Here is a 13,075-nt window from a genome sequence, read left to right as displayed (position 1 = left end):
GCCGCCCTAGTCCCAGGCGGCGTGAAAGCGATAGGTCTCACGGCTGGCCCCGCCATGAATACGCGACACGCCGCTCACTTCGACATTAGAGGCGACCTGCATCTTGGCTTCGAGATATGCGGCGATACGCGAGGAAAGCTCATCCATGACGGCCTCCCCTTCTCACGCTGGCCGCGCCGAAACGCGCACGACTTCCGTCTGCTCCGATGAGCATGGACACATCATCCTCCCATTCTTGTTTTTCGGTCGCGGCCTGTGACCGGACCCTTGTTTGGATCCGACAATGCCGCCTGCACGGGAGACGGTCAACGTGACGCAGCGGTAGTGCGGGAGAGTGCTTTCCCCCCGGCGCAAAGCGACTAGAATTCCGCGCATATTGAACAGCGGGACGGAACAGGAAGAGGATTCGATGCGTATCTGGCTCACCATCGCGGCCCTGAGCGGCCTCATCTCCGTGGCGCTCGGCGCCTTCGCGGCTCATGGGCTGAAGTCGCATGTCGGAGAATACGAACTCGGCGTCTTCGAAACCGGCGCGCGCTATCAGATGTATCACGCGCTGGCGCTCGTCGCGGTCGCCTGGGTAGCGAGCATGGGCGCCGGCAGTCTCGCGACAATGGCGGGAAGCGCTTTTCTGGCCGGCACGATCCTTTTCTCCGGCTCGCTGTATTTCCTCGCCCTGACGGGCAGCCGAGCGTTGGTGCTGGTCACGCCGGTCGGCGGGCTAGCCTTCATGATCGGCTGGGCCTGCCTCGCCTTTGCCGCCTGGAAAATCGGAAGCTGACCGAGGGGAACCCGCCTCCCGGCCTTGCGGGGCTGGAAATGGTTGAGAACCGTTACTATTTTATAGACCTCGGTCTATAAACAGACCAAGGTCAAGCGACTGGTCTTATCGGTATCGAAACGGGAGGTTATCGATGGAGGAGCGCATTCTGATCGTCGGTGGCGGTATCGCCGGCCTGTGGTCCGCCCTTGCACTGGCAAAAAGCGGACGCTCTGTCACGGTCATCGAGCGCGACCCGCCCGCTCCGGAAGGAGAAGATTCGGCCGACCTCGCCTTCACCGACTGGGAGCGCCGCGGCGTCGGCCATCTGCGCCACTCCCACGCCTTCCTCGCACGCCTCCACAAACATATCCGCGAATGGCACCCGGAGCTGATGCAGGACCTGCTCGCCGCAGGCTGCCGCGAGATCGGCTTTGCGGACAACCTGCCGCTTGCCTTGCGCGAGACCTATGTGCCGGCGCCGGGAGATGAGGAACTCACCATCCTGACGAGCCGCCGCACCACGCTCGAATTCGTGATGCGCCGCTATGCGCTGCGTCAGCCCGGCATCGAATTCGTCACCGACACGCTTGTGCGCGACGTGCTGACGGAGACGCGAAGCGGCAGGCTTGCCGTGACCGGCCTCGCCATCGAACGCGACGGCGAACGGCAGGAATGGCCCGCCGACACCGTCATCGATGCCGCCGGCAAGAACAGCCAGCTCATCGATACGCTGAACGAACGCGGCGCCGGCATCGAAGAAAAGACCGAGCGCGCGGGCATCCTCTATTTCACGCGCCATTATCGCCTGCATGAGGGCATGGGCGAACCCGAGCGCAACAAGGTGCCGAGCGCCGGCGATATGGGCTTCATGAAATACGGCGTGTTCCCCGCCGACAATGGATGCTTTTCCATCACCATCGCGGTGCCCGAAATCGAGATGGAACTGCGCAAGGCAATCATCCGCCCCGAGACGTTCGACTTCATCTGCTCGCAACTGCCTGGCGTGGCACCATGGACCGCGGAAGACCGTTCGACCCCCGTGTCGAAAGTCTATGGTATGGGCGAACTGATCAGCCGCTGGCGCAAACTTGCCGATGACGACGGTCCACGCGTGCTGAACTTCTTCCCCCTGGGCGACAGCTTCATCCGTACCAATCCGCTATACGGGCGCGGCTGCACTTTCGCCGCCATCGAAGCGGAAACATTGGTGCATGCCTTCGACCGGACGGAAAACCCGGTCGCACGTGCGACGCTCTATTTCAACAATGCGCGCGGTGCACTGCGCCCCTACTATTCGGACATGGTCAAACAGGACAAGGCCGCCATCCGGCGCGCCCGCAATGCGCTGGACCCGGACTACCGTCCGAAGCTGCGTAACCGTGTCATCCGCAGCTTCGCCGAAGATGCGATCACGCCCGCGCTGCGCGGCGATACGGCGCTGCTGCGTGAGTTCATGCGCGCCTTCCACATGATCGACAAGCCCAGCGAGTTCCTGCGCAATCCCGGCAATATCGCAAAGATCATGAGCGTCTGGGCGCGGGGTAAGAAACGCAACGCCCGCCACTACCCTCCAAAACTGGGGCCCGACCGGCAGGAAATGATGGCACTACTGGACCTGCCCGCTACAAGCGACTGGGAACGCTTGCGCGACGCGGCCTGAAAAAACAATCTGAACAAAACCGAACATGATCTGAGGGAGAACGGGCATGACATTTCCCAAGCCGTATTTTATCGAGACCAACGGCATCCGCATGGCGGTGCACGAGGCAGGCCCGAAAGGCGGCATTCCCGTCCTTCTCGTACATGGCTGGCCGGAAATCGCCTATTCCTGGCGCCATCAGATGAAGGCGCTGGCCGATGCGGGCTACCGCGCCATCGCGCCCGATATGCGTGGCTATGGCAACACGGGCGGCCCGCTGGGCCAGGACGCGGTGCCGCTTTACGATATGGAGCACCTGACCGGCGACCTCACCGGCCTTCTCGACGCGCTGGGGATCGACAAGGCGATCATGGTCGGCCACGACTGGGGCGGCCTCGTCGCCTGGCAGATGCCGCTCATGCACCCCTCCCGCGTGATGGCCAATATCGGCGTCAATACGCCCTTCATTCCTCGCCTCGATACCGAGCCCATCGCCGCCATGCGCGCCGCCTATGGCGAGGACATGTACATCGTCTTCTTCCAGCAATTCGGCGAAGCGGAGAAGGTGCTCGGCAAGGACACGCACCGGTCGCTGCGCTTCTTCTATCGCCGCTCAGGCGTGACGATGGAGGAGTATATGAAACTCCCCGAAGAAATGCGTCGCCTTACCCTGCTCACCGCACTGCAGGCCCCCGAAGACACATGGACCGGCGAAGCGCTGCTGACGACGGACGAGTTCGAGGTCTATGCAAAAGCCTTCGAGAAAACCGGTTGGGAGGGTGGCATCAACTGGTACCGCAACTTCACCCGCAACTGGGAGAGAAGCGAGAACCTGATCCAGCGCGTCGACGTACCCGGCCTGATGATTTCCGCCGCGGACGACATCGCCCTCCCGCCCGCCATGGCGGAAGGCATGGAGAAATATGTGCCCGACCTCGAAAAGCACATCATCCCCGATTGCGGCCACTGGACTCAGTCCGAAAAGCCCGAAGAGCTGAACCGGCTGATGCTGGACTGGCTGAAGCGGCGTTTTCCGGCCTGAACGGCCTTATTGGAAACTTGATTTGCCCCACGCCCCCTCCTCCGGCTTAGATAGGACCGGCGAAAGCAAGGTGCCGGGGGGCGATCATGGATTTCGTACAAGACTGGCTGCAGGCGCCCTGGCCCCTGCAAGCCTGGACCGTTTGCATCGTGGCGTTGAATACGGCTGCGCTGGTCTTTCTGCGCGAGGAGGTGCTGACGCGCTGGATCGCCGTCGGCTGGGCGGCAACACTGGGACTGGCCGCCTGACTGCGGCTCCACGAGCATGTATCGCAGGGCGCCTGGGTCGCCCATGCTGCGATCTGGACGCCGTTCCTCTTTTTGCTGATCCACGCCAATCCCGAAATGCGCTTCGACCGCAGGAGCCACATCTATCTGGTGGTTTTTCTCATCGGCAATCTCGTGACGCTCGGTCTCGCCTGGCCGCATGTCTACGATTTCATGCGCGAGCGGAATTTCTGGGTGGCCTGACGCCCAGATACAGGAGGATGCCCGGTTCCGGCTGCAAGCAACGTCCAGCGCTGCTATGATCCTCCATCTTCGGTTCAAGGCAACGTGCAGAAAACAATGACGGAACGGGATCGCGCCGCGCTTCTCTTTGCCAATGACACTTTTTATCGCGCCTTCGCCGACCGCGACTACACATTGATGACCGCCATATGGACAGAGCACGAGCCCGTGACCTGCCTTCACCCCGGCTGGCCGCCCGTGGAAGGCCGCGACGCGGTGCTGCAAAGCTGGCACGCCATCTTTTCCGGCCCGGCGAGCCCCGACATCAAATGCATCGCACCGCGTCCCGGCATACAGGGCGACACCGGGCTCGTGATCTGCTACGAGCAGATCGGCAAGGACTTCCTCCTGGCCACAAATATCTTCACACGGGTCAATGAGGGCTGGCTGCTGTTCCACCACCAGTCGAGCCCCGCGCCCGAGCCGGATGAGGATATTCGAGGCGCAGCGCCGCGGATCAACTGAAAGCCACTTACATTCCTGTTAGCGGGTTGTTGCAAAAGGTTGATCTGTCTATATTCCGCGCATTCGAACATCCGAACGGCCCTCGAGGCGCATCCCGAGAAGTGACTAGGAAAAAGGGTCACAGGAGAAGTTAATGTCCCAAGCCCTCGATGAGGCGCCTGCATCAGGGCCGGCAGCCCCGGCAGTTCATACGACACAGCATCCCCCTTCCCTCGCAGCGGTGAAGGGCGACCGGCCTTTGCGCATCCTGCTGCCGAGTTACCGCTCCAATCCGACAACCGGCGGCCAGGGCGTCTATATGCGCCACATCACCAAGGCGCTTCTGGACCTCGGGCACGAAGTCGATGTGATTTCCGGCCCGCCCTATCCCAATACGGACAAGCGCGCCGGCCTCATCAAGCTGCCCTCACTTGACCTTTACGCCAATCCGCATCCGATCCTCTCCATCCGCCCCTGGATGTTCGCCTCCCCCATCGACCTTTTCGAATGGTGGAGCCATGCGACCGGCGGCTTTTCCGAGCCCTACACCTTCGGCGAACGTATGGCGCGCTACGCGCGCGGCACTTGGGCCGATTACGACATCTGCCATGACAACCAGACGTTGTGCTGGGGCCTCTTGAAAATGCGCGATATGGGCCTGCCCGTGGTCGGTACGATCCACCACCCGATCACCATGGATCGCCGCATCGATGTCGGCGCCGCCAAGACGCTGAAGCTGAAGCTGCTGAAGAAGCGCTGGTATTCCTTCCTCAACATGCAGATCAAGGTGGCGCGCCAGCTCGACCCGCTTATCGTCGTGTCGGAAAGCACGCGCCGAGACGTGGTCCGCGAATTCGGCGTCGAAGCGGACAAGACGCGCCTCGTCCTGCATGGCATCGACCACATCCAGTTCCGTCCGATGCCGCATGTCAAACGGCGCGACGATTTGATCGTCACCTGCGCCAGTGCGGATGTGCCGCTCAAGGGGCTGATCTTCCTCATTCGCGCCTATGCGAAACTGTTGAAGACATATCCGGACCTGAAACTCCGTGTGATCGGCAAGCTGCGCGAGGGCAACACCTCCGACGAGCTGCGCCGGCTCGGCATCATGGACAAGGTGGAGTTCGTTTCCGGGATCACCGACGAGGAAATGACCGAACTCTACAATGAAGCGACCATGTCGATTTCGCCCAGCGTCTATGAAGGCTTCGGCTTTCCCGCGGGCGAAGCCATGTCCTGCGGGACGCCGGTTATCACGACCAATGGCGGATCGCTCCCCGAAGTCATCGGCGATGCGGGTCTTGTCGTGCAGCACTCCGATCCGGATGCGCTCGCCAAGGCGATTTCCACCTATCTTGACGCCCCCGAACTTCGTGCCCGCTATGGCATTGCGGCCCGCGAACGCATTCTCGACCAGTTCAAATGGGAACGCGCCGCCCGCGATTGTGTTGACGTTTACAGAGAGACGATTGCCCATGCAGACCATCGACTTCAAGCTGCTCGGGCTTAGGGACGGCCAGCGTGTGCTGGACCTTGGCTGCGGTACGGGACGTCATGTCCACGCCATGTACTATTTCGCGAACTGCCATGTCGTGGGCATCGACCTCTGCTTCGACGACGTGGTAACGGCGCGCAAGGGCTTCGAGGACAATCCGGACATGGACCCGGAAACCAGGCGCGCCTTTTCGCTGAGCGTCGGCGATGCGCTGTCCCTGCCCTTCCCGGACAACAGTTTCGACAAGATCCTCTGCTCGGAAGTGCTGGAGCACATTCCCGACTACAAGCAGGCGCTGAAGGAAGTCGACCGTATCCTGAAACCGGGCGGCACCTTTGCCTGCTCCGTGCCGCGCGCCTGGCCGGAGCGCATCTGCTGGGCCTTTTCCGACGATTACCACAACGAGCCCGGCGGCCACGTTCGCATCTTCCAGGAGCGCGAACTGAAAGACGCAGTGGAAGATCGCGGCCTGTCCTTCTTCCACCGTCATTTCGCCCATGGCCTGCACTCGCCCTATTGGTGGCTGAAATGCGCAGTCGGCGTGAAGCGCGAGGACAATGCGCTCGTGAATGCCTATAAGAAGTTCCTCGAATGGGACATCATGAAGGGCCCATGGCTGACGCGAACGCTGGAAAAGATCGCCGGTCCGCTGATGGGCAAAAGCGTGGTTCTCTACTTCTCCAAGGCAAGCTGACGGCATGGTGCATCTGAAACAGGGCGATACCATTCCGGAAGGCTTCTTCGAGGGCGCCCGCAACCGCATCCTCGAACTGCAGCGCGAGAATGGCGCGATCCCCTGGTACGATGGCGGTGTGGTCGATCCATGGAACCACACCGAGGCCGCAATGGGCCTCACCGTTCTGGGGGACATCGAGAATGCCCGCCGTGCCTTCGAATATCTGAAAGAAACGCAACTCAAGGACGGCTCCTGGTGGGGCGAACTGGGCGCCGCCGTGCCCTTCGACGAAGACACGCAAGCCTATACCGGCGAAGGCGCGGGCATGCCGGTCCGCGACACCAATTTCGCCGCCTATATAGCCACCGGTGCCTGGCACCATTATCTCGTGACGGGCGACCGCGTCTGGCTGGCGGAAATCTGGCCGCATGTGGACGCGGCGATGAATTTCGTCATCGATCATCAGAGCGCGCATGGCGACATTCGCTGGGCCGCCGACGATCCGCACACGCCGGAAGACGACAGCCTCATCACGGGCTGTTCGTCCATCTACAAAAGTTTTGAATGCGCCGCGCATATCGCCCGCGCCTTGGGCCATCCCTCCCGCGACTGGATGGCCGCACGCCGGAAACTCGGCGAAGCGCTGCGTGATAAGCCCCATCGCTTCGACCGAACATGGGAACCGAAAGACCGCTATTCGATGGACTGGTACTACCCCGTCCTCGCCGGCGTGCTGACGGGCGAGGCCGCGCGCAAACGCATTGCCTGGAAGTGGGACCTTTTCGTCGCCGAAGGCAAGGGCTGCCGTTGCGTCCAGGAAGAGCCCTGGGTGACGGTCGCCGAATCCGCCGAACTCACCATGGCCCTGCTCGCCGCCGGACAGCGCAAGGAAGCCGAAGCGCTCCTGTCATGGCAGCATCAATGGCGCGACGAGGAAGGCGCTTACTGGATGGGCTACCAGTTCCGCGACGAAGTGGCATGGCCCGCCGAAAAACCGGCATGGACGGCGGCAGCCGTCATCCTCGCCGCCGACGCTGTGACAGGTACGACAGCGGCCTCGCATCTCTTCGGCGAGCGCGTGCTGGCGGAAGCTGCGGAATAGGCCATCCGGGATTGCTTCCTTCCCATTCGCCTGACACGCTTTGCAGGCAGCGGAAGAAAGGCGGCACCATGCTCAAGATCGTCAAGACGGACATCTTCTCATCTGACGCGCAGACGCTCGTCAATGCAGTAAACTGCGTCGGTGTGATGGGGGGCGGGCTCGCCGCGCTCTTCAAGGAGCGCTTTCCGGAGATGTATATCGACTATGTCGCGGCCTGCGAGACGGGCGAGCTCAAGCCCGGTCACCCGCATCTCTGGAAGGGCGAGGAGAAATGGGTTCTCAACTTCCCTACCATGGACACACTGGCCGAAGGCGCGCAGCTCGGCTGGATCGAACAGGGGCTCATCGCCTTCGCCGACAACTATCGCGCATGGAGGGTCGAGAGCGTCTCGTTTCCCAAGCTCGGCTGCGGCATCGGCGGGCTCGACTGGGAAGAGGTTTATCCGCTCATGGTCCGGCGCATCGGCAATCTGCCGATCCCGGTCCATGTGCATGACTACCCCTGACGCGCCTCAGCCTAGCCGCCGCAACACGCGCAGGCTCCCCACCGCCCTCTCCTCTTCGAAGAGACCTGATGCGATCGCCAGCTTGTAGATCTCGTAGGGCGGTCGCCCGCCATCTTCCGGATTCGGAAAGACATCGTGAATGCAGAGAATACCGCCCGGCATGACGCGCGGCGCCCAAAGGCGGTAATCGGTCAGCGCCGGTTCCATCCCGTGCCCGCCATCAATGAAGACCATGGCAAGCGGCGTCGCCCAGCCCTTCGACACCACGGCCGACGGCGCTACCAGCGGCACCACCGTATCTTCCAGTTCCGCCGAGCGGATCGTCTGCCGGAAGAGCGGAAACGTGTTGAGACGGCCCGTCTCCGCATCGTAGAGCGCCTCGTCATGATGCTCCCAGCCGCGCTGGTTTTCTTCCGAGCCGTAATGATGGTCGAGCGCAAACAGCACCGCGCCATTGGCCTGCGCCGCAATGCCGATATAGACGGTGGACTTGCCGCAATAGGAGCCAATCTCCAGCACCGGCCCAAGCTTCGAGGCTTCCAGTGCCGCCTCATGCAGCGCCCAGCCTTCATCCTCGGGCATGAACCCCTTCACCGCCTCGACGTCGATGGGAAGTGCGAGCCTTGTCATTTGTCCACCGTGAATCTGTTGGCGATTTCGCCGAGCCCGTCGATTGCGACACGCACCGTCTGCCCGTCGCGTACCCAGCCGGACGGGCTCATACCTGCGGCGACGCCATGCGGCGTGCCCGTGGAAATCACATCGCCCGGATAAAGCGTCATGAATTCGCTGAGATAGGAAACGATGAAGGCGGCGGAAAAAATCATGTTCGACGTGTGCCCATCCTGCCGAAGCTCGTCATCCACCCATGTCCGGACACGCAGCGCCTGAGGGTCGGCGATCTCGTCCGTTGTGACGAGCCAAGGCCCAAGCGGCGCGAAACCATCGCTGCTCTTGCCCTTGGTGAACTGCCCGCCCCGCTCGTTCTGGAACGCGCGCTCCGACACATCGTTCATGATAGTGTAGCCCGCGACATGAGAGAGCGCATCCGCTTCGCTTACATATTTCGCCGTGTGACCGATCACCATTGCCAACTCGCCTTCATAGTCGAGCTTGGTGGTACTGCGCGGCGCACAAACCCCGTCGTGAGGACCGGTGAGCGCGCTCGTCGCCTTCATGAAGAGGAGCGGCTCCGGCGGCACGTCGGATTTCATCTCGGCGGCGTGATCCGCGTAATTCTTGCCGATGCAGAGGATTTTGCCCGTCCCGGTCACGCAGGTGCCAAGCCGGGTCCCGTCAGCCACGAGCGGCAGGGAGGCCGGGTCCAGCGTACGCAGCCGCTCCAGGCTTTCCGGCAACAGTGCCTCGCCCGCAAGCTCGCCCACATGCCCGGAAAGATCGCGCAGATGACCTTCGCCATCGAGAAGGCCGGGACTTTCCGCCCCCTTGTCGCCAAACCGCACAAGCCGCATGCGCCCGCTCCTTCCGTCTCTCGACAATATCATCCTGAAATACCGGTCGTTTTCACTCGCACGGGGCGCATCGGGCCGCAAGCGCTTTATCGCGGGAAACCGGGTCAACGATTGCGCAAGGATTTATCCCCAGAATGCCCTGACCTCAGGAGGCATGATGGGCGAGCGGGCAGAAGATAAACCGGGTGACGAAAAGGAATACCGGGAGATCGAGGCGGCGGTCGAAGAGACCGAGCGCGGCCGCTGGTTCCTGCGCGAATTTTCCCGCCGCAACCGCGCCGCCGACACCGACCGCATGATCGAAGCCGTGGAAAAACTTTACCGGACCGCACGCGAGACGGCGGTTTCCGCCCGTTTCGGCTTCATCTATCACGACCTGCACGAATTGAAGCACTCGATCGACCGGGCGCGGACCGACCTTGCCGAAACCAACCGGGACGACACCGCCATCGACGCGGCAAAACGGGCCGCCGATGTGCTCGAAGCGGCCAAGCGCACCGAAGCCGACATGCAAGGCGCGGCCGAACGCATCCAGCAGATCGCCGACGAACTGCGCGCCCAAGGCGTCGAAACGGATACCTGCGACGAGCTCGCAAGCCACGCTGCGGGCATCTATATGGCCGCCTCGTTCCAGGATTTCACGTCAAGCCGGCTGTCCACCGTCATCGAGGCTATGGAGATGATGGAAGAACATGTGAACCGCATCCTCGCCCGCTTTGAAGAAGAAGCGGCCCGCATGGGCGCGGAGCTTCACTAAGCGACTTCCGAGTTGATGCAACCGACCGACCAGAGCTTCTTTCCATCCCTGATCTGCAGGCCCAGCCGCGTAAGCGACAAGGGCGCCACGCTGACACGCCAGGCCTGATCTGCCTTCAGCTCCAGCGCATAGGCAACCGCGATACGGATGATGCTCTGATGCGCAACCGCGACAATCGCCTTGCCCGCGTAATGCTCGCTCAGCCGGTCGATCGCATCGGCAACCCGTTCCCCCAGATCGTAGAAACTCTCCCCGCCGGGCGGCACGATTTCCTCCGGCTGCGTCCAGTCGAGCGTGCGATTTTCCGCGAAGACATCGGCAAAACTGCGCCCCTGCCATTTGCCGAAATCCTGCTCGGTGAAATCGCCTACGGCAATCGGCGGCTTGCCATTGGTGAGCGCCAACGCGGTCGTCACCGCGCGCGACAGCGGCGAGGAAACCCACACCGCATGATCAGGCAAGAACTGGCGCAACCGGGTGGCACGCTCCGGCGGCACGGGCTGCGGCGCGACATCGAGCTGGCCGTAATAGCGCTTCTCAGCACCTTGCGCGGGCATGTGGCAGAGCCAGTACCATTCCGTACGTTCGCCCGCCTCGCTCACAGCCATCCCTTCCGCTTGAAGAAAACATAGGTGAAGACAGCCGAAGCCACCATCAGCCCCAGCGCGAAAGGATAGCCGAACAGCCAGTCGAGTTCGGGCATGTCCTTGAAGTTCATCCCATAGATACTCGCAATCAGCGTCGGTGGAAGGAACACGACCGCCGCCACCGAAAAGATCTTGATGATCCCGTTTTGCTCCGAGTTGATGAGCCCCAGCGTCGCATCGAGCAGGAAGTTGAGATTGTTCGACAGGAAACTTGCCTGGTCGCTCAGCGAAGAAATGTCACGCGACACCGTCTTGAAAGCACGGCCTGTTTGTTTTTGCAGTTTGCTTTCCACCGGCCGCAGCATAAAGGTCACGACACGCGCCAAGCTTACCAGGCTGTCCCGCGCGAGTACCGTCACCGTCTGATTACGACCAACACGGCGCAACACCCCATCATAATCCGGCCTCGAAATACGGTCGCGATGGAATATCTGTCCGGAAATCTCGTCCGTCTCGCTGTTCACCTTCTCGAGAATATCTGCCACTCGCGCTACGATGGCATCGAAGAGTGCCGCCATCACATCTTCCCCGCAGGTACAGGTAAGCGTATAGCGGTGCAGATTGGCGATGAAATTCCGGAAGGGTTGCGGGTCCGCATAGCGCAGTGTGACGAGCAAGTTCTGCGTCACGACAAAAGTCACCGGATCGTTTTGCGGCTTCAGCGTGTCAGCCGCCGTCAGCGTGACCACCGTGAGATAGGAAGCCCCCTCCGTCTGGTAAAGGCGGCTGGAGGGTTCAATCTCCCTCATGATCTCCTTTTTGGGCATGGCAAGGCCCAGCGCGTTGTCGATGAAATGTCTTTCCTGCTCGGTCGGATCAAGCATATCGATCCAGATCGTGTCCGCAGGCAGCACCCCGTTTGCCTCCGTTTGGGGCACGGGCGCCAGACCGCCATTGGCGCGGACATAACAGGTGATCATAGGAATCCCCCCGGGACGACATTCTGGGTGCCGGGATGATGCCTGCAAACATGGCCCGCCACAATGCGCAAGGACGGCGATTATGAGGCTTGTAGCCGCTACGCCCCGAACCTAATCTTTCCCGGTCGTAATGAGAGAGGCGATCAATGGACAAGCCCGGCAGTATCTTCATCGGCGCGGGCGAACGGCCGCAAGAACTCCTCCTGAAATACGCCAATCGCCACGGGCTCATCGCCGGCGCCACAGGCACCGGCAAAACGGTGAGCCTGCAGATCATGGCCGAAGCCTTTTCCCGCGCAGGCGTGCCGGTTTTCCTCGCCGATGTGAAGGGCGACCTCGCCGGACTTTCCCAGGCAGGAACACCCAACCCGAAAGTTGACGAACGGGTGGCAAAGCTGGGGCTCGAAGGCTACAAGCCGGGCCCCTCCCCCGTCATCTTCTGGGATCTTTTTGGCGAAAAGGGCCATCCGATCCGGACCACCATATCCGATATGGGCCCCTTGATGCTTTCCCGCCTGCTCGACCTCTCCGATGCGCAGGAAGGCATACTCTCTATCGTCTTTCAGATCGCAGACGATCAGGGCCTTCTGATTCTCGATCTGAAAGACCTTCAGGCGCTGCTCACTTTTGCCGCTGAAAACGCAAAGGACATCGGTGCCCAATACGGCAATGTCTCTTCCGCCTCCGTCGGCGCCATCCAGCGCAAGCTGCTCACATTGAAACAGCAGGGCGGCGAGATGTTTTTCGGCGAACCCGCGCTGGAACTTGCCGACCTCATGCGCGCCACATGGGACGGGCGAGGCACGATCAACGTGCTCGCCGCCGACAGGCTGATGGAAACGCCCCAGCTCTATTCGACCTTCCTGCTCTGGCTCCTGTCGGAACTCTTCGAGGAACTGCCGGAAGTCGGCGATCCGGAAAAGCCGAAACTCGTCTTCTTCTTCGACGAAGCACATCTCCTTTTCGACGACACACCCAAGGCGCTGATCGACCGCATCGAAACGGTTGTCCGTCTCATCCGCTCCAAGGGCGTCGGCATCTACTTCGTCACGCAGAATCCGATCGATGTGCCGGAAAGTGTGTTGGGCCAGCTCGGCAATCGT

General features: G+C 61.6%; 17 protein-coding genes. 12 read left to right on the top strand and 5 right to left on the bottom strand.

All coding sequences use genetic code 11. The features are described from left to right. Window positions 1–6 precede the first annotated feature (6 nt). Window positions 7–147: a hypothetical protein gene (locus tag CMI59_RS02840; protein WP_293324482.1), complete on the bottom strand. Its 141-nt coding sequence runs from the start codon at window positions 145–147 to the stop codon at window positions 7–9. Between the two features lie 262 nt (window positions 148–409). Between CMI59_RS02840 and CMI59_RS02835 the strand changes: the two genes are divergently transcribed. From CMI59_RS02835 to CMI59_RS02790, 10 genes are all read left to right on the top strand, one after another. After that, window positions 410–781 (top strand): DUF423 domain-containing protein, encoded by a 372-nt coding sequence (locus CMI59_RS02835; RefSeq protein WP_293324479.1) that lies wholly within the window; start codon window positions 410–412, stop codon window positions 779–781. A gap of 133 nt (window positions 782–914) precedes the next feature. Continuing rightward, window positions 915–2,423 carry an FAD-binding oxidoreductase gene (locus CMI59_RS02830; protein ID WP_293324477.1) on the top strand — a complete coding sequence of 503 codons (1,509 nt, stop codon included), beginning with the start codon at window positions 915–917 and terminating at the stop codon, window positions 2,421–2,423. Window positions 2,424–2,469: 46 nt separating this feature from the next. Then, window positions 2,470–3,444, top strand: coding sequence for an alpha/beta hydrolase (locus tag CMI59_RS02825; protein WP_293324475.1), 975 nt, complete (start codon window positions 2,470–2,472; stop codon window positions 3,442–3,444). An 86-nt stretch (window positions 3,445–3,530) separates the two neighbouring features. Next, the gene (locus tag CMI59_RS02820) at window positions 3,531–3,692 is read left to right on the top strand and encodes a hypothetical protein (protein ID WP_293324473.1); all 162 of its coding nucleotides are present in this window, start codon (window positions 3,531–3,533) and stop codon (window positions 3,690–3,692) included. 72 nt (window positions 3,693–3,764) lie between these two features. Continuing rightward, window positions 3,765–3,914 carry a hypothetical protein gene (locus CMI59_RS02815; RefSeq protein ID WP_293324470.1) on the top strand — a complete coding sequence of 50 codons (150 nt, stop codon included), beginning with the start codon at window positions 3,765–3,767 and terminating at the stop codon, window positions 3,912–3,914. 96 nt (window positions 3,915–4,010) lie between these two features. After that, complete coding sequence (locus CMI59_RS02810) at window positions 4,011–4,418, top strand: nuclear transport factor 2 family protein (RefSeq protein ID WP_293324468.1); 408 nt, start codon at window positions 4,011–4,013, stop codon at window positions 4,416–4,418. Between the two features lie 133 nt (window positions 4,419–4,551). Further along, window positions 4,552–5,907 (top strand): glycosyltransferase family 4 protein, encoded by a 1,356-nt coding sequence (locus CMI59_RS02805; protein WP_293324465.1) that lies wholly within the window; start codon window positions 4,552–4,554, stop codon window positions 5,905–5,907. Further along, entirely contained in the window at window positions 5,873–6,586 is a 714-nt protein-coding gene (locus CMI59_RS02800) for a methyltransferase domain-containing protein (RefSeq protein WP_293324463.1), read from the top strand. The genes CMI59_RS02805 and CMI59_RS02800 overlap by 35 nt, the downstream gene beginning before the upstream one ends. A gap of 4 nt (window positions 6,587–6,590) precedes the next feature. Further along, window positions 6,591–7,670: a prenyltransferase gene (locus tag CMI59_RS02795; RefSeq protein ID WP_293324460.1), complete on the top strand. Its 1,080-nt coding sequence runs from the start codon at window positions 6,591–6,593 to the stop codon at window positions 7,668–7,670. Window positions 7,671–7,738: 68 nt separating this feature from the next. Next, window positions 7,739–8,176 (top strand): macro domain-containing protein, encoded by a 438-nt coding sequence (locus CMI59_RS02790; protein WP_293324457.1) that lies wholly within the window; start codon window positions 7,739–7,741, stop codon window positions 8,174–8,176. A gap of 6 nt (window positions 8,177–8,182) precedes the next feature. Here CMI59_RS02790 and CMI59_RS02785 read toward each other — a convergent pair whose 3' ends face one another. Then, complete coding sequence (locus tag CMI59_RS02785) at window positions 8,183–8,806, bottom strand: class I SAM-dependent methyltransferase (protein WP_293324455.1); 624 nt, start codon at window positions 8,804–8,806, stop codon at window positions 8,183–8,185. Beyond that, window positions 8,803–9,648, bottom strand: a complete 846-nt coding sequence (locus CMI59_RS02780) for a fumarylacetoacetate hydrolase family protein (protein ID WP_293324452.1) — start codon at window positions 9,646–9,648, stop codon at window positions 8,803–8,805. Before CMI59_RS02780 ends, CMI59_RS02785 begins: the two co-directional genes overlap by 4 nt. 157 nt (window positions 9,649–9,805) lie before the next feature. Here CMI59_RS02780 and CMI59_RS02775 point away from each other — a divergent pair, with 157 nt between their 5' ends. Further along, window positions 9,806–10,405 (top strand): hypothetical protein, encoded by a 600-nt coding sequence (locus CMI59_RS02775; RefSeq protein WP_293324449.1) that lies wholly within the window; start codon window positions 9,806–9,808, stop codon window positions 10,403–10,405. Here CMI59_RS02775 and CMI59_RS02770 read toward each other — a convergent pair. Both CMI59_RS02770 and CMI59_RS02765 read right to left on the bottom strand, forming a co-directional pair. Then, on the bottom strand, window positions 10,402–11,013 hold the full coding sequence (locus CMI59_RS02770; RefSeq protein WP_293324446.1) for a histidine phosphatase family protein: 612 nt from the start codon (window positions 11,011–11,013) through the stop codon (window positions 10,402–10,404). The two genes, CMI59_RS02775 and CMI59_RS02770, sit on opposite strands and share 4 nt — an antisense overlap. Beyond that, window positions 11,004–11,972, bottom strand: coding sequence for a magnesium transporter CorA family protein (locus CMI59_RS02765; protein ID WP_293324418.1), 969 nt, complete (start codon window positions 11,970–11,972; stop codon window positions 11,004–11,006). Before CMI59_RS02765 ends, CMI59_RS02770 begins: the two co-directional genes overlap by 10 nt. A gap of 146 nt (window positions 11,973–12,118) precedes the next feature. Between CMI59_RS02765 and CMI59_RS02760 the strand changes: the two genes are divergently transcribed. Then, on the top strand, window positions 12,119–13,075 hold a 957-nt coding region (locus CMI59_RS02760; protein ID WP_293324415.1), incomplete at its 3' end, for a helicase HerA-like domain-containing protein.

The sequence above is a fragment of the Parvibaculum sp. genome (assembly GCF_002684405.1).
Classification (GTDB): Bacteria; Pseudomonadota; Alphaproteobacteria; order Parvibaculales; family Parvibaculaceae; genus Parvibaculum.
This window is presented reverse-complemented; position numbering and strand designations above follow the sequence as displayed.